The following is a 17103-nucleotide window of genomic DNA, read 5'->3' as shown; positions in this document are numbered from 1 at the left end:
TCCTCTCTTACGCTTCTTGCTCTGTTGTTTCGTCTTCAATACCTAATTCTTTTTTAATCCAGTCGTAACCTTCAGCTTCTAGACGTTGTGCAAGCTCAGGGCCACCAGATTTAACGATACGACCGTTCATCATAACGTGAACGAAGTCTGGAGTGATGTAGTTTAATAAACGTTGATAATGCGTAATCATTAGGCAACCGAACTCTTCGCCGCGCATTTCGTTAATACCTTTAGATACAACTTTTAATGCATCGATATCAAGACCTGAGTCGATTTCATCTAAGATTGCGATTTTTGGCTCAATCATCATTAATTGAAGGATTTCATTACGTTTTTTCTCTCCACCAGAGAAACCTTCGTTTAAGTAACGTTGTGCCATTTCTGGATCCATTTCTAGGAATTCCATGTTTTTATCTAATGTACGGATAAATTTCATAAGAGAAATTTCATCGCCTTCTTCACGACGTGCGTTAATTGCAGAACGTAAGAAGTCAGCGTTTGTTACTCCGCTAATTTCACTTGGATATTGCATTGCTAGGAATAGACCTGCTTGTGCGCGCTCGTCTACTTCCATTTCTAATACATCTTCACCGTCGATGATGATGCTACCTTCTGTTACTTCATACTTTGGGTGACCCATAATTGCAGAAGATAAAGTTGATTTACCTGTTCCGTTAGGTCCCATAATTGCGTGGATTTCTCCACCTTTTACTTCAAGGTTTACACCCTTTAAAATTTCTTTGCCATCAATTGATACGTGTAAGTCTTTAACCGTTAATGTAGAACCAGCCATCTCAATACCTCCATTAATCCTATATATACATTTTAAAAATTCCTAAAACGTTCATATTCTCATTTTATTCTCATTCTAATTTTATATCAAATAAAATGATATCGCAAACGACGAAAAAAAGTAACCGTTTTTTCACAAATGTATATAAGTATTTCCTTCACATCTTTCTATGATACACCTTTCTTCTTATTTATATAAAGAAAAAAGGACTGATAATTTTCCAGCCCTTTCCTTATATTTATTCACTTACCGGAAGTACAGCACCTTTATATTCTTTATTAATAAAATCTTGAATTTCTTTTGAATGTAGCACTTCTACTAGCTCTTTAATTTCTTTTTTCTTCTCATCACCTTTACGAACTGCAATGATGTTTGCATACGGAGAGTCCGCTCCTTCAATCGCAATTGCATCCTTTGTTGGATTTAATTTTGCATCAATTGCATAGTTTGAATTAATAAATAAAGCATCACCTTCATTATTTTCATACAGCTTTGGTGACAATCCAGGCTCTACATCTGTTTTAAACTTTAAGTTTTTCGGATTTTCGACTACATCTTTTACTGTTGCCTTAACAACATCTACTCCGTCTTTTAATTTAATAACGCCGCCTTTTTGTAACAGTGCTAGCATACGGCCACGCTCCGCTACGTTATTACTCATAATCACTGTCCCGCCATCTGGTAAGTCTTTTAAGCTTTTATACTTCTTAGAATAAATACCCATCGGCTCTAAATGGATTTTTCCTGCGTTTACAATTTTATATCCCTTTTCTTGAATTTCTTTATCTAAGTACGGAATATGCTGGAAGTAGTTCGCATCAATTTCTTTATCCGCTAACGCTTTATTTGGCAGTACATAATCCTGAAACTTTTTAATCTCTAACTTAATGCCTTTTTTCTCTAATATCGGCTGTGCCTTTTCTAAAATAACAGCGTGCGGCACGTTAGAAGCTCCCACAACAAGCTTATTCTCTTCCTTCCCTCCGCAAGCAGCTAATGTAAATACAGATAATGCTGTAACAACTGACAATAGAATCTTTTTCATATGACGTCCCCTTCTCCCTATAGTTATGTAGTAAAAAAGGACCGGCATACACCAGCCCTTTTTCAGCAATTATTCTTTTACAGGAACAACTGCACCTTTATATTCTTTAGTAATAAAGTCTTCAATTTCTTTAGAATGTAATACTTCTACAAGCTCTTTAATCGCTTTTTTATCTTTATCACCTTTACGAACCACTAGTACGTTTGCGTATGGAGAATCATCGCCTTCAATTGCAATTGCATCTTTTTCTGGGTTTAATTTCGCATCAATTGCATAGTTCGAGTTAATTAAAACAGCGTCGCCTTCTTTATTGTTATACACTTGTGGCAACAAACCAGGCTCAATATCCGTTTTGAATTTTAAGTGTTTCGGATTATCTGCAATATCTTTTGGAGTTGCACTAACTGGATCTACTCCGTCTTTAATTTTTAAAATGCCTTCTTTTTGTAAAATTGCTAAACCACGTCCATGGTCAGTAACGGAATTACTCATAATAATTGTCGCCCCGTCTGGAAGTTCTTTTAAACTCTTATATTTTTGAGAATATACACCAATTGGTTCAATATGAATTTTCCCTGCTATTTCAAAATCATATTTTTTATCTTTAATTTCTTTTTCTAAATATGGAATGTGCTGGAAATAGTTTGCATCTAATTCCTTATCCGCTAACGATTTATTTGGCAACACGTAATCTTGGAATTTTTTCACTTCTAATTCAATTCCTTTTTTCTCAAGTAACGGTTTTGCTTTTTCTAAAATTTCAGCATGCGGTACGTTAGAAGCACCAACAACAAGTTTCTTTTCATCTTTATCTTTCCCGCCACAAGCAGCTAACCCAAAAATTGAAGTTGAAATAAGTGCCGTAAGTAATAATTTTTTCATTTAAAATATCCTCCCGTTTTTATTATCGTTTATCTATTCGAGTCGTTAAACTATCACCAATCCACTGGATTAAAAATACAACTAGTAATACACAAATTGTCGCAACGATTGTTACATCGTTATTCCCTCTCTGGAATCCTTCTAAGTAAGCAAGTGTTCCAAGGCCACCAGCACCAACAACTCCCGCCATTGCTGTATAGCCTACTAAAGCAATTGTCGTAACCGTAATACCAGATACTAATGCTGGTAATGATTCTGGAATTAACACTTTCAAAATAATTGTGCTTGTTTTTGCTCCCATTGCTTTTGAAGCTTCAATTACACCTTTATCAATTTCGCGAAGTGCAATTTCGACCATTCTCGCGTAGAATGGTGCGGCTCCAATAATTAAAGCCGGCAGAGCTGCACTTGCTCCAAGAATTGTTCCAAGAAGAATCTTTGTAAATGGGATTAATAAAATAATTAAAATGATGAACGGTATAGAGCGGAATATATTTACGAATGCTCCAATCACCGTATTAATTGATTTGTTTTCCCATAAATTATCTTTTGCTGTCATGAAGAGTAACAATCCTAAAATTAGTCCTAAAACAAATGTCGCAAGGGCTGCGATTGCCGTCATATATAACGTTTCACCAGTTGCTTCTAACATTTGATTCCAATCAACATTTGCGAGTAACTTATCCATGTGCAATCACCTCCAGCTCTACTTGATCTTGATGAATTCCTTCTATTGCTTGCTGGATCGCTGTTTCCTCACCATTTAAATGAACAACTAAACTACCGTAAGAACCGTTATTCGTTTGTGCAATATTTCCTTGCAAAATGCTAACTTCTATATCACTGCGTTGCATTAATCGTTGAAGCACTGGTCTTTCTACAGCCTCACCGATAAACTGCAAACGAATTACTTTTCCATCTGGATATTTTTCAATTAAATTTTCAATTGTTTCATTTGTATCTTCAGAATCTGTTAACTGCTGTACAAATCGTTTCGTAATATCTTGCTTCGGATTACGGAATACATCAAGTACTGGACCTGTTTCTACAATCTTTCCTCTCTCCATTACCGCCACTCGGTTACAAATCTTTCGAATCACGTGCATTTCATGTGTAATGAGTACAATTGTTAAACCAAGACGCTTATTAATGTCTAATAGTAAATCTAAAATTTGATCTGTCGTTTCCGGATCAAGAGCTGACGTTGCTTCATCACATAAAAGCACTTGTGGATTGTTAGCTAATGCTCTTGCAATCCCGACGCGTTGCTTTTGTCCTCCACTCAGCTGAGATGGGTACGCGTCTCCTCTTCCTTCTAATCCAACAAGATGAATTAATTCATCAACACGTTTTCTTCTCTTCGCTTTATCAACACCTGCAATTTCAAGTGGAAACTCAATATTTTCACGTACAGTTCGTGACCAAAGTAAGTTGAAGTGTTGAAAAATCATTCCGATTTCTTGTCTTGCCTTACGAAGTTCACTTCCTGTAATTGCTGATATAACACGATTCGCAATTGTAATTTGGCCAGAAGTCGGTTTCTCTAACTGATTAAACAATCTGATTAACGAACTTTTTCCAGCGCCGCTATATCCAATAACACCAAATATTTCGCCTTTTTCTATTTTTAAATTGGCGTTATCTACAGCAGTGACATCACCGCTTTTCGCCTTATATATTTTCTTTACGTTCTCTAATAGAATCATGATGTTCACCCCTTTTTTGTTTGGATCGACTCCGCAATTTTTTATTTTTAATGCGTGTAGTCCAATGTTATCATTACTTTTATTATTTGAATGTCCTCCACATTCAAACAATAAAAAAACCTTTCTGCTTTAGAGAAGCAGAAAGGTTTATATGCGTATATAACAACATTATCCCTCTCTCTCATCTCTCAAAGCATTCGCTTTGCAGGAATTGGCACCATTTCAACATAAGTTGACGGTTGCCGGGCTTCACAGGGCACAGTCCCTCCACCTCTCTTGATAAGAGAAATCAGATTCAATTTTCGTCTGAATTTTCGTCTGATTTGAAATTTATGAAATTGTCTATATTTTATGACTTGAATTGTATCAATATACACTCACCATGTCAACAGAAATTTTCGCAAAAAATGAAACTTCAGAATTTTAAGCACCTACTGACATCGGTTTACATATATGAAACATCGATTCCACTAATAACATCGTTCGGTACGTTCCTGAATATTGTACACGTCCATCGTTCATTAACATTTGCAATCGTACATTTCCATTCACCAATTGTTCTATATCCTTTTCATCTAAGCAAATGATTTGTTCCGTTCCTCTTTCCTCATGTACCAGCTCTATATAATCTCTTGAAATTTGTAACGAACAACTTTCATCTCCAAAGCGAAAATTAACAGTTTTTTCTTCTTGTCTTAAAAGCGGTTCTAAATGATATTGACCATTAGCGTAATTTACAAATGATTGAAGCAAAGAATATAATCTCACCCTAAATCACATCCTTCATATCACTTTCTATTACATACCATTCCCTCTCACTAAAGAGCAATCCTGTTATTTTCGCTCGACAAATACTGTATCCACCCTGCATCTCGACATATTTCCCAAGAAATATGTCGAGGCGGCAAAAATTTTGCCGCCTACTTTAATTCCGTATATAAATATTCAACCGAATGAAATGCGTATATCTTCTTCATCAGTGTCCCATTTTCAAAAACAAGTAAACAAGGTACACTTTCAATCCCATACTCTTTCGCTAAATACGGAGCATAATTTAAATCTAACATCCCAATTTTGAGGCCTTCAATTGTCATCTCAACAACTGTTAACATCTTTTTTGCTAATTGGCATGTTCCACACATTGGAGTATATACATATAATACTGTTTTTTCTTCGTTCTCTATTAGGGCTGTAGCTTCGGCTCCTGTCCAATCAATCACTTCTATCATTCCTTACCGTAAATATTCTGTATAAACGTCAATGTCGGCTCCCCATAATACATTTGCTAAGTGTGTAGATGGCGCAGTTGCCACTTCTCGGTACGAGCGATCAATATAGATATGCTCGGCTTGCGGAAATTCTTTTCGAAATTGTTTCCTTAACTTTTCTCCAGCATCATCAGCATCCACTAGCACATACACTTCCTTATCAAAAAACTGATCAACGAGCTCATCCATTTTCGACAAACCAATTGTACCATTTGTACAAACAATTTCCACCGGTTCACGAATAATAGATTCAATCTTTCTTCTATCTGATGTACCTTCTACAATAATGACTTTTTCTACATAAATCATATGTCATCACCCGATCACCATATACTATATAACCTTGAACTTAGTATATAGTATATTCGTTATTTTCATGTTGTTTCCTGTTTATTTTTGCAAAAGAAAAGCGGAAGCGGCTCGTTTAGAACAGGAGGGCATTGGAACTCCTGAACTAGAGGCGCCTTTTGCCTCAAGTGAAGGAGTGAAATGACCGACTGTTCTAGCCGCTGGAGCTAGACAACGAAAAGCGGAACCGACTGTTTAGCCCTGTTGGCTAAGGTTCTTTCGTACAGAAGACGCTTTTTGTCTTCTCGTACGGAAGGTTCTTAGACATGAAGGGCTAGGAGGTGGAGCTGGACAATGAAAAGCGCAAGCGGCTCGTTTAGATTGTGAAGACTTATGAAACCTTACCACAAAACAGTTTTTCTCATAATAGCTTATTTATTTACATATAACTTGAATTTCATTATTTCACACAAAATAAAAAAGGACAGCACAAAGGCTGTCCTTTAGTCGACTACAATTAGTCTTGGTTTGTCATTTCTGCATATTTTTCTGCAGTTAATAACTTCTCAACTTGGCTTGCATCAGAAAGTTCAACTTTAACCATCCATGCACCCTCGTATGGAGATTCGTTAACAAGTTCTGGTTGGTCACTTAATTCTTCGTTTACTGCTACAACTTTACCGCTTACAGGTGCGTATAACTCAGAAACTGTTTTAACAGATTCTACGCTTCCGAATGGCTCGTCAGCTTCGATTGTTGCACCTACTTCAGGAAGTTCAACGAATACGATATCGCCTAGCTCACCTTGTGCAAAGTGAGTGATACCGATAACAACTTCATTACCTTCAGTTTTTACCCATTCGTGTTCTTCAGAGTAACGTAAATTATTTGGAATGCTCATGACTGTACCTCCAGTGAATGTATTAATTATGTAAAAATACCTTATTGGTACTTTTTCCACACACTTTCAAACTGCTCTTCGTTAAAACCAAGTGTTACATTCGTTCCATCTGTTACAATTGGACGTTTAATCAACATGCCATCAGATGCTAAAAGCTCATACATTTCGTCTTCGCTTGCATCTTTCAACTTATCTTTTAGACCAAGTTCACGGTAACGTATTCCACTTGTATTAAAGAATTTTTTTAATGGTAATTCACTTTTTTCATGTAAATTACGTAAATCTTCTTTTGATGGTGGATTTTCAACAATATGAATCATCTCATATGCTACATCGTTTGCCTCAAACCATTTCTTTGCCTTTTGACATGTGCCACACTTTGGATATGAATAAAATGTTACTGTCATAAATTCACCTACTTTTTTACTAACCTTTACCTTTACCTTTACCTTTATCATATAGAAAACGTTTTGTTATTTCAAACCATTATTCGCTAAACTTTTACTTATTTCGTGATAATTTTTAATAATCCTGCGAATTTTTCTTATTTTTCCGCCATTTGTTAAGAAAAAATAAATATATAAATTTTTTAGATTCTGCACCAAACATATATCTTAAACAAGCGTTTGATTAATTCTCCATTTTTCTTTCTTAACCTTTGAACTACAGGAGTTTCTTCCTACCGAACATACAGCTTAAACAAACGTTTGATTAAAAAATAAGAAGCCTCGTTTACAGGCTCCCTCATCATCTATTCAAATAATCTGCGATGGTTTGAAATACGACGATATACATATTATGAATACTTTCTTCTGTATTTCCACCATTAGATAAACCAATTGCCCATTGTTGCCCTTCACCACTTCCGATATTTGCAAAGCCTTGCGTATACATAGCATTTACATCTTTTCGTGCACTGTTATACTCTATTCCTTTTGTAATAAAAATTGAATATGATTTATCTTGTAAACCGATAAAAAACACTGGTTTCTTTAGCGATGAAAATACATTTTTATACTGCTCTGTTGAGGCTTCTTGAAAGTGATCTTTCATTATTAGAAAACCATCCACTTCCTTAGATTTCTTTTCCAGTTCCTCTAACTTCATTTCTTCAAACTTTACATTCCTAAACGTATCTTTCGGCTTTTCTCCAACAACTCCAATTACGAGTGCTCTTCCGTTATATTCTAATTTCTCTCCTGCTTTATCCTTTGCACACCCAGCACCTACTAGGCATATCAATATAAAAAATAAGAAATACGATAAACGCTTCATTTAGCACCCTCTCCTTCTTTTTAGTCAAGTGACAAAAACGTAAGGTTAATTCAAGAAAATGTAAGTAAAATCGATAGCCCAATTCACGTTTCTATATTATAATCAATTGAATTTACTTACATTACTAAACATAGGAGATCAACATGAAGAAATTTAAACTTTCATCTTTTCTTCCGTTAAGTTATATACTTCTACTCGTGCTCGTAAGTCCCCTTTACGACGTATTAAATAAATCGACTGTTCACGCAGTAGACGTTACAACTGTAGTAGATGATTGGATTCCATTTGTAAAAGCATTTATTATTCCTTATTTACTTTGGTTTCCATACTTATACGGCGCACTTATTTATTACTGCTTTGCTGACCGAAAGCAATATTATGTCACTTTAAGTAGTGTTATTTTTGGAAAGCTTGCTTGTTTTTCTATTTATTATTTTTGGCAAACAACTGTACCGCGTCCGACTGTCGTTGGAACAGATGTATTTTCTGAACTAGTTCGCTATATTTATAGTATCGATCAACCTGTAAACTGTTTCCCTAGCATTCACGTTCTTACTACATTCGTAATTATGTTAGCTGCCTTTAAGCGTAGAGAACAGCATGCTTTTGAATATTACATCCTTACTTTCTTCGGTACACTTATTATTTTATCAACGCTATTTACGAAGCAGCATGCCTTTGTAGATGCCGTTTCTGGAATGACGCTTGCAAGCATACTTTACTTCGGCGTTCAGCTCTTATTGGCCAAAGAACCGATAAGAGTTCCAGTAAAACAAAATCATAGAATGTAGCATGACAAAAAAGCAGACTGTGGCTTCTCAGTCTGCTTTTATCTATTAGTAAGGAGATTTTCAACTTAATATTGCGGTACAGTCATATCACCAGAGTGAATACGACCTGCTTTTTTAAGAGCAATGTAAAGTATATAAGAAACAGCTACTGGAATGACGATATAAGTAATTACCATCGCCGGGAGAACTTCCCATCCTTGGCTGGAAATTAAATTAATTGGTGCGATAAGAGAACTTAATCCAAGACCTGCAATTTCCTTTCCTGCTTCCAGTTGGAAAATTAATGCGGATACTGGACCGACTATAGCACTGGCAACGACAGTTGGGACGAGAATCATTGGATTTTTAGTGATATTTGGTAACTGTACTTTCGGAGTACAAAGTGCTTGAGCTAATATGCCACCTAAATTATTTTCTTTCGCTGAGATGACAGAGAATCCGATAAACTGAGCGACGCATCCGGCAAGAGCAGCACCACCTGCAACACCGTCTAAGCTAAGTGCAATTGCTAACGCAGCTGATGAAGCTGGAGAGATAAGTAATAGTCCCCAAACGACTGCAATGACGATAGAAGCGATGAATGGGCTACCAGCTGAGCTATCTTTAATAAACGCTCCAACTGTATTTAAAACAGGAGTAATATTATGAGATAACCAAATACCAACTAAACCAGAACCTAATATGGCCGCAAATGGAACGAGCATCATATCTAACGCAGTTTTTCCACTTAAACGTTTACCAATATATACAGCTAAAGTTGCTGTTAATAATGCACCGATTGGCTCACCTGTTTTAATAATTAGACCAGCTTCAGTAATTGAAATGGATCCGGCACCAATTGCTCCGGCTACCATCGCTGAGAAGATTACAAGACCGTTTGCACCGAGCATAAAAGCAATTCCGGCACCAATTGCCGGTGCCATTAGTGATTTTGCAACAACTCCGATTGTAATAAGTAATGGTATATCAACAATTCTTCCTATATTTTCGATCAGTAAACCAATTCCGAGGGATACGAAAATACCTTGTGCGATTCCAGCAGATGCTTTAAATACACGAGACATTATATATTCCTTCATTTGTTTCACCTTCTTCTATAAGTTAGTAACCAATTGTTTTCATATAATCACGTAAAATATCGTTTGATTTTGCGAATCGAGATTCTTCATCCTCTGTTAAATTGAGTTCTACAACTTCTCTTATACCGTCTCTAGTAATAATAGCTGGTACTCCTGTACAAATATCATATTCACCATACTCACCATCTAAAATGGCTGATACAGCAATGACACGGTGATCATCATTAAAGATTGAACTCGCAATATATGCTAGAGAATTTCCAATTCCGTAATAAGTAGTTCCTTTACGTTTATAAATTTCCCAACCAGCTTTTGCAGTCTTCTCAACAATTTCATCTAAATCTATTTCACCAAATCGTTCTTTTTGTTCTTCTAAAATTTGCAGAATTGGCTTTCCACCAACAGTTACATGAGACCAAGCAACCATTTGAGAATCACCATGTTCTCCTAATGAATACCCATGAATACTACGAGGGTCTACATGTAGCATTTCAGATAAAATTGTTCTTAAGCGAGAAGAATCTAGTGATGTACCAGTACCGATTACGCGATTTCTAGGTAATCCAGATAATTTCCACACTTCATATGTAATAATATCAACTGGGTTCGATGCAAGTAAGAAAATACCATCAAATCCACTTTCCATTACGCCGCCAACAACACTTTCCATAATCTTCGCACTCGCTCCTAAAGTATCTAAGCGACTTTGCCCTGGTTTTGGTGCTGGCCCTGCTGTAATAATAACAATGTCCATATCTTTGCAGTCTTCATAGCTTCCTGCATATACTTTTGTTCTTGTATTTGTAAAGTTAATGCAATGTGATAAATCCATTGCTTCCCCAACTGCACGTTCATGATTTATATCAATTAATAATAGCTCTTCACAAATCCCTTGATTTACAATGGAATACGCACAACTTGATCCAACTAATCCAGTACCGATAATTGCAATTTTTCTTGTATGTCTTTTCATAGCAATCTCTCCTAATTGATCATATAATCTATTTCTTTTGCTCTTTACACTCCTAATTATAAAGGTTCTCACGATAGAAACCATGGATACTTTGTGAAATATTGAGCAAATCGTTTGTCCTTTTTGTGAATTGTTATATTCCATTTTCGTCATATTTGTTACAGCTGGAAAAATATTTATTATGTATTTATTGACATATAAAAAAGAAGACGAGCGAATAAATTCGCTCGTCTTCTTTTTCCTGTTATTCCGCACTTAATTGACTTTTTAATTGCTGCACAATCATCGGATTCGCAGGTGCTGCCGGTTTGTAATAACTTTTTTGCTTTGCGTACTCATACATATTACGTTGGCGCATTTCATCTTGATTACGAATTTGAATTAACGTTTGGTGTAACTGTTCATTATCAGACTGAGCAATATAATTTGCATAACTTGTTAAACTTGCATTTAATCCTGCTAAATAATCATTTACCATATCTTTTTCATTCATGTTCCGCTTCCTCCTATCCTAGGAAAGTCATTAATTGCTGTTTCGTATTTCGTGCATCTTGCGCATCCTTTTGTAACATTTGTTTCAATTGTGGATCTGTACACGTCTGTGCATACTGCTCCAACTTGTTAATAATTGTTGCGTGTCCACCAATTAAATGACGTAAGTTTTCTACTTCAAGCTCTGTTAAATTTTGCATGGAATACTCCTACCTTTCTTCTTTCATTCTCCTTTAGTATTCTGTTCTTTTTAAATCGTATTCATGAAAAAGCTTTCTTACATTTCAAATCAATCACATCTATTTATAAATACAAAAAAATGTTATAATTACAGAAAAATACAAATATTCAAAAGCTAACCTTATAATAACAGTATAATCCTCAAACAAACCATGGTAGGAAGGTGTGCTCATGCAAAAATATGTTAAAGTTATCTTCTTTATCATTTACGCAATCCTCTATGTAAAACTGTTGATTGATATATTAAATTTAAAGCCGTTATTCACTTCTATAGCTTTACATATGTTATTTCTCATTTGCTTTCTATTTATAGCACTTAACAATTATAAAAATCGTAACACTACATTTTTCCTATTGTTTATTAGTGCAACTCTATTAGTAAGTATTAGCTTCATTAAAAGTATTCTTATATAAAGGAGCAATAAACATGAAAACACATGACTTCCTTACAGAAATCCAGAAGGGCTCTGAGCCTAGTCCCTATCAAGACCCCATCGTATTCAGTTTCGTTTGCTTTTTCTTAGCGATATATACATTTTTCAAACCTGCAAAATAATATCATTTCATAAGAAAAAGCCTACCATTCTTTTCGAATCATATGCACAAAAAAACCTTAGAATCACTTCTAAGGTTTTTGTTTGCTTTGCTTCTTATTCACGTAATCCTTTAATAAACGTTTCCAACAATACATGTAAACTCGTATCTAAATCTAGCGGCAAACCAAATCCCCCTTGCTGTTCAATCGACGCAAATCCATGACAAATACTTCTGAATCCGCGTGTCGCATGAAGTGCATTCTCTCCTTCTAAGCCATACTGTTGTAATACTTGAAGACAAAGCTTTACAATTCCGTCACCTGCTTTTCTTACTTCTTCATCTCGTAAAAAAGTTGCTTCATATAGTCCAGGATGTTTTCGGACAAATGCTACATACGCTTCTCCTAATGCATGAATTGCTTCGTCCGTATATTTACCCTCAGTAGCTTCTTCTAGTCTGTTATGCAGCTGTTTGATTCCGTAAATACCAAGATTTTTCCGTACATCTTGTAACCCTTTTACATGATTATATAGTGAGGGCGAACGTATCCCTAACCTTTGCGCTAATGAAGCTAACGTTACTTCTTGTATTCCATTTGTATCTGCAATTTCTGCCGCTGTTTCTACAATTTTTTGTAATGTAAGTCCGATTCTCGGTGACATAAATTACCCCTCTTTCTTACTTTCTATATTCCGCTTAGCTTCCTTAATAGCAAGTTTTATGACAGTGTCTGGATTCTTTATCATTTTCCCATGTCCTGCCGCAAGTAAGGAAGGCTCATATTCGCTTAACTTCTCTGCACTTTGTAATGATATTTCTTTGCTCCACGTTGCCATCGCAGGAAACGGAAACCAAAATTTCATTTGTCCCGAAACAGCCATACCTCCTCTTGTTTGGAATGCATCCCCAACAATAAGAGCTTTATTCCGTACATCAAGAAACGACATGGATCCTGGTGTATGTCCCGGTGTCATAATTGCAAGAAGCGATCCAACTCGGTCGCCATCTTCTAATAAAACATCAGGTACCGTTTTTACTTTTTTAGGTACACCGCCTTTTATCGGTATATTCGGTTCATCCTTTTGTAACGTCGTATCTCCTTCTAACAGCTTTGCGTCCCGCTTAGAAATATAGACTGGAACATGAGGAAGTACTTCCTTTAATGCATCTAATGCACCGATGTGATCATCATGCGCATGTGTTAATACAATTTTAGTAATTGGTTTTCCTATTTTCTCAGCCGCCTGTAAAATACCTTTTGCGCTATATGGCAAAGCCGCATCAATTAAAGTTAAACCATCTTCTTCCTCTACAAAGTAACAATTTACAGGAAACGCTCTTGGCAAAAATGACAATTGATATAACGTTTTTTCATGTATCATCCTCATAGTCCCATCTCCCTTTTCACGAAAATTAATGCCATTAGTTTTATTATACTAATAGCATTAGTTTTATACCACTAAAAAATTTCTTTTTTTCAAAAAAAAGAACAGTAGCCGTATAAACGACTACTGTTCTTTAAAGATATTAAACTGTATAACGCTCATCTTCTAAAATTTTCGCAGCGATTTCACGTTTCTTCGGAATTACGTTAAGTGGTGTGTGGCGAGTTAATTTACGTAATGATGATAACATCATGCGCAGCATGTCGCCATTTTCAACTGCGATAAGTGTTTCTTTCGCATCTGCTTCGATTTCGTTGAATGCTTCTTGGCAGAATACTTCAGTGTATAACACTTTTTGTTTATTCTTTTCAAGACCAGTTGTTTTAATTGCTTTTTCTGTACGAAGAACAGCTGACTCCATTGCGTATAGGTTGCTTACGATGTCAGCGATATTCACAAGAATTTCTTGCTCTTTATCTAATGCTTTACCGTATTTTTGAGCCGCTAATCCAGCTACCATTAAGCCGATTTTCTTCGCATTAGTTACTAAATACTTTTGAAGTGCTAATGGCTCATCGCCTACTTCTTCTGGCATCATCATCATTAACTCTTCTTGTAATTTTTGTGCTTTTTGAAGAAGTGGTAATTCACCTTTCATCGCTTTACGTAAGAACGTACCTGGTACAATTAGGCGGTTAATTTCGTTCGTTCCTTCGAAAATACGGTTAATACGAGAATCACGGTACATTCTTTCAATCTCGTATTCTGCCATAAATCCGTAACCACCGTGAATTTGAACACCTTCATCTACTGTATAGTCTAATACTTCAGAACCAAATACTTTGTTTAAAGAGCACTCGATTGCATATTCAGCGATAGAAGCTGCTACTGCTTTACCATCTTTTACTTCTTCTTCAGATAATGTGCTCATGCGGCTTTCGAATAAACCTACTGTACGATATACAGAGCTTTCAGCTGCATATGTTTTTGCTGCCATATTCGCAAGTTTCTCTTGAATTAATGGGAAGCGAGCGATTTGTTGTTTGAACTGTTGACGTTGGTTTGCATATTGTGCTGAAATTTCTACTGCACGTTTCGCAGATCCAACTGTACCAACACCTAATTTATAACGACCGATATTTAAAATGTTGAATGCGATAATATGACCTTTACCGATTTCGCCAAGTAAGTTTTCTTTCGGTACTAACGCATCTTCTAAAATTAACGTACGAGTTGAAGAACATTTAATACCCATTTTCTTTTCTTCTGGGCTTGTAGATACGCCAGCGTAGTCTTTCTCTACGATAAATGCTGAGAAGTGCTCGCCATCTATTTTTGCATATACAACGAATACGTCAGCGAATGCAGAGTTTGTAATCCACTGTTTTTCACCGTTTAATACATAATGTGTACCTTCTGCATTTAAACGTGCAGTTGTTTTTGCGCCTAATGCGTCAGATCCTGAACCTGGCTCTGTTAATGCGTATGCAGCTAATTTTTCACCAGTTGCAAGTAATGGTAAATACTTTTTCTTTTGCTCTTCGTTACCGAATAATACGATTGGTAAAGATCCGATACCTACGTGAGCACCGTGAGTAATTGCAAAACCACCAGCGCGAGAGAATTTCTCTGCGATTAACGCTGAGCTTACTTTATCAAGACCAATTCCGCCGTACTCTTCTGGTACGTCAGCGCCTAATAAACCAAGTTCTCCAGCTTCTTTTAAAAGACGAACTGAACGATCAAACTCATGTTGCTCTAAATATTCAAGCTCTGGAAGAACTTCATTTACGATAAAGTCCTCTGTCGTTTTAGCAATCATTTTATGCTCAGATGAAAAATCTTCTGGCGTAAACACTTGATCAATCGTAATCTCATCTACTAAAAAGCTACCGCCTTTAACCGCATTTCCTACTGTTTTTTCCATGAAAATTTCCTCCTTCATATTTTCATGAGCCGCTTCTCTCTTTTTGAAAGAAGCTGGCTCTCCCTTTTGTTTTTATAAACCTTTGTTGCTTCCATTTTTTTTATAATCCAGTTCCAGCGGCTAGAATGTTCGGTGGCTTCGCTTCTTCCTACGAGGCAAAGAGCGCCTCTACGTCTGAAGCTCCATCCCCCTCACATTCTGAACAAGCCGCTTCCACTTTTTTTCATAATCCAGTTCCAGTGGCTAAAACAGTCGGTCGTTTCACCCCTTCCTGTGAGGCAAAAAGCGCCTCTTCGTCAAGGCTTCCAACGCCCTCCTGTTCTAAACGAGCCACCTGCACTTTTTAAAGTAATTCAAATACTCCCGCTGCTCCCATTCCGCCGCCGATACACATTGTTACGATACCAAATTGTTCGTTGCGGCGTTTCATTTCGTGAATAAGAGATAGTGTTAGTTTTGCTCCTGTACAGCCAAGTGGATGTCCAAGTGCGATTGCACCACCGTTTACGTTTACTTTTTCTTCATCTAAACCAAGTTCACGAATAACTTGAATGGATTGAGAAGCAAATGCTTCATTTAGTTCGAATAAGCCAATATCAGATAACTCTAAGCCAGCTAGTTTTAACGCTTTTGGAATTGCAGCGATTGGGCCGATTCCCATTACTTCTGGTGGTACGCCAGCTACTGCAAATGAACGGAATTTCGCAAGTGGCTTCATGCCATCGCTCACTGCTTTTTCGCGATCCATTAATAATACAGATGCTGCACCATCACTCATTTGTGAAGAGTTACCAGCCGTTACAGAACCGCGAACGTTAAATGCTGGACGTAATTTTCCTAAAATGTCTAGTGTCGTCTCTGCTCTTACACCTTCGTCTTGTGCGAAAGTGATTGTTTCTTCTTGAAGTTTATTGTTTGATCCAACCGAGCGTAACGTCACATCTACAGGTACTGTTTCATCAGCAAAGTTTCCTGCAGCTAATGCTTTCGCAGCACGTTGATGACTTCTTACTGCAAATGCATCTTGCTCTTCACGAGAAATTCCATATTTCACAGCAACTTGCTCTGCTGTATGTCCCATACCCATATAATATTCTGGAGCCGCTTCTACAAGGCGACTATTCGGACGAACAACGTGTCCCATCATTGGAACTAAACTCATTGATTCTGCTCCGCCTGATAATACAGCTTCAGAGTGACCAAGCATAATACGCTCAGCTCCGTAAGCGATACTTTGTAAACCTGAAGAACAGTAACGGTTAATCGTAATAGCTGGAACATCGTAAGAAAGTCCTGCTAATCCGCCGATATTACGAGCCATATTTAAACCTTGCTCTGCTTCTGGCATCGCACAACCGAAAATTAAATCATCGATTGGTCCTTCATAATTCGCACGCTTTAACGTTTCCTTTACTACTAACGCCCCTAGATCGTCAGGACGAACTGTTTTTAATGAACCCCTCTTTGCTTTTCCAATTGGTGTTCTTGCTCCCGCAACAATGACAGCTTCTCTCATGAACG

The 17103-nt window shown here is 36.7% G+C and carries 20 protein-coding genes and 1 riboswitch; of the genes, 1 reads left to right on the top strand and 19 read right to left on the bottom strand.

Features of this window, described 5'->3' with window-relative positions:
• Positions 1-7: 7 nt before the first annotated feature.
• The 11 genes from sufC to QCI79_RS16110 all read right to left on the bottom strand — a co-directional run bounded on the left by sufC (position 8) and on the right by QCI79_RS16110 (position 8158).
• Positions 8-793 (bottom strand): Fe-S cluster assembly ATPase SufC, encoded by a 786-nt coding sequence (gene sufC, locus QCI79_RS16160; RefSeq protein WP_000929160.1) that lies wholly within the window; start codon positions 791-793, stop codon positions 8-10.
• Between the two features lie 238 nt (positions 794-1031).
• The gene (metQ, locus tag QCI79_RS16155; protein ID WP_000722399.1) at positions 1032-1838 is read right to left on the bottom strand and encodes a methionine ABC transporter substrate-binding lipoprotein MetQ; all 807 of its coding nucleotides are present in this window, start codon (positions 1836-1838) and stop codon (positions 1032-1034) included.
• Between the two features lie 69 nt (positions 1839-1907).
• Positions 1908-2720: a methionine ABC transporter substrate-binding lipoprotein MetQ gene (metQ, locus tag QCI79_RS16150; RefSeq protein WP_000735096.1), complete on the bottom strand. Its 813-nt coding sequence runs from the start codon at positions 2718-2720 to the stop codon at positions 1908-1910.
• A gap of 22 nt (positions 2721-2742) precedes the next feature.
• Entirely contained in the window at positions 2743-3408 is a 666-nt protein-coding gene (locus QCI79_RS16145; protein ID WP_000359401.1) for a methionine ABC transporter permease, read from the bottom strand.
• Positions 3401-4426 carry a methionine ABC transporter ATP-binding protein gene (locus tag QCI79_RS16140; RefSeq protein WP_000601778.1) on the bottom strand — a complete coding sequence of 342 codons (1026 nt, stop codon included), beginning with the start codon at positions 4424-4426 and terminating at the stop codon, positions 3401-3403. Before QCI79_RS16140 ends, QCI79_RS16145 begins: the two co-directional genes overlap by 8 nt.
• Before the next feature lie 178 nt (positions 4427-4604).
• Positions 4605-4712, bottom strand: a riboswitch (SAM riboswitch).
• A gap of 137 nt (positions 4713-4849) precedes the next feature.
• Positions 4850-5194: a hypothetical protein gene (locus QCI79_RS16135; RefSeq protein WP_001242139.1), complete on the bottom strand. Its 345-nt coding sequence runs from the start codon at positions 5192-5194 to the stop codon at positions 4850-4852.
• 152 nt (positions 5195-5346) lie between these two features.
• A complete protein-coding gene (locus QCI79_RS16130) occupies positions 5347-5655 on the bottom strand; it encodes a thioredoxin family protein (RefSeq protein WP_002062684.1) in 309 nt (102 codons plus the stop codon).
• A gap of 3 nt (positions 5656-5658) precedes the next feature.
• Positions 5659-6003 carry a toprim domain-containing protein gene (locus tag QCI79_RS16125; RefSeq protein WP_000640870.1) on the bottom strand — a complete coding sequence of 115 codons (345 nt, stop codon included), beginning with the start codon at positions 6001-6003 and terminating at the stop codon, positions 5659-5661.
• 496 nt (positions 6004-6499) lie between these two features.
• Positions 6500-6883, bottom strand: a complete 384-nt coding sequence (gene gcvH, locus QCI79_RS16120) for a glycine cleavage system protein GcvH (RefSeq protein WP_000026896.1) — start codon at positions 6881-6883, stop codon at positions 6500-6502.
• 41 nt (positions 6884-6924) lie between these two features.
• A complete protein-coding gene (locus tag QCI79_RS16115) occupies positions 6925-7290 on the bottom strand; it encodes an arsenate reductase family protein (RefSeq protein WP_021727545.1) in 366 nt (121 codons plus the stop codon).
• 340 nt (positions 7291-7630) lie between these two features.
• Positions 7631-8158 (bottom strand): hypothetical protein, encoded by a 528-nt coding sequence (locus QCI79_RS16110; RefSeq protein WP_000826869.1) that lies wholly within the window; start codon positions 8156-8158, stop codon positions 7631-7633.
• 143 nt (positions 8159-8301) lie between these two features.
• Here QCI79_RS16110 and QCI79_RS16105 point away from each other — a divergent pair, with 143 nt between their 5' ends.
• On the top strand, positions 8302-8949 hold the full coding sequence (locus QCI79_RS16105) for a phosphatase PAP2 family protein (protein WP_000713772.1): 648 nt from the start codon (positions 8302-8304) through the stop codon (positions 8947-8949).
• A 65-nt stretch (positions 8950-9014) separates the two neighbouring features.
• Here QCI79_RS16105 and QCI79_RS16100 read toward each other — a convergent pair whose 3' ends face one another.
• The 8 genes from QCI79_RS16100 to QCI79_RS16065 all read right to left on the bottom strand — a co-directional run bounded on the left by QCI79_RS16100 (position 9015) and on the right by QCI79_RS16065 (position 17098).
• Positions 9015-10028, bottom strand: coding sequence for a PTS sugar transporter subunit IIC (locus QCI79_RS16100; protein WP_021727546.1), 1014 nt, complete (start codon positions 10026-10028; stop codon positions 9015-9017).
• Positions 10029-10050: 22 nt separating this feature from the next.
• Positions 10051-11001 carry an L-lactate dehydrogenase gene (locus tag QCI79_RS16095; RefSeq protein WP_000820650.1) on the bottom strand — a complete coding sequence of 317 codons (951 nt, stop codon included), beginning with the start codon at positions 10999-11001 and terminating at the stop codon, positions 10051-10053.
• A gap of 244 nt (positions 11002-11245) precedes the next feature.
• The gene (locus QCI79_RS16090) at positions 11246-11494 is read right to left on the bottom strand and encodes a spore coat protein (RefSeq protein WP_001002987.1); all 249 of its coding nucleotides are present in this window, start codon (positions 11492-11494) and stop codon (positions 11246-11248) included.
• Between the two features lie 13 nt (positions 11495-11507).
• Positions 11508-11693: a hypothetical protein gene (locus QCI79_RS16085; RefSeq protein ID WP_001180555.1), complete on the bottom strand. Its 186-nt coding sequence runs from the start codon at positions 11691-11693 to the stop codon at positions 11508-11510.
• A gap of 690 nt (positions 11694-12383) precedes the next feature.
• Positions 12384-12932: a TetR/AcrR family transcriptional regulator gene (locus QCI79_RS16080; protein ID WP_000074939.1), complete on the bottom strand. Its 549-nt coding sequence runs from the start codon at positions 12930-12932 to the stop codon at positions 12384-12386.
• A 3-nt stretch (positions 12933-12935) separates the two neighbouring features.
• Positions 12936-13658 (bottom strand): MBL fold metallo-hydrolase, encoded by a 723-nt coding sequence (locus QCI79_RS16075; RefSeq protein ID WP_001242325.1) that lies wholly within the window; start codon positions 13656-13658, stop codon positions 12936-12938.
• Between the two features lie 139 nt (positions 13659-13797).
• A complete protein-coding gene (locus QCI79_RS16070) occupies positions 13798-15582 on the bottom strand; it encodes an acyl-CoA dehydrogenase family protein (protein WP_021727547.1) in 1785 nt (594 codons plus the stop codon).
• A 343-nt stretch (positions 15583-15925) separates the two neighbouring features.
• A complete protein-coding gene (locus QCI79_RS16065; protein WP_001206324.1) occupies positions 15926-17098 on the bottom strand; it encodes an acetyl-CoA C-acetyltransferase in 1173 nt (390 codons plus the stop codon).
• Between the last annotated feature and the right edge of the window lie 5 nt (positions 17099-17103).

This window comes from Bacillus cereus group sp. MG1 (assembly GCF_040460035.1).
Taxonomy (GTDB): domain Bacteria; phylum Bacillota; class Bacilli; order Bacillales; family Bacillaceae_G; genus Bacillus_A; species Bacillus_A cereus.
Note: the sequence above shows the minus strand (reverse complement) of the source record. Positions and strands in the feature narration are given on the sequence as shown.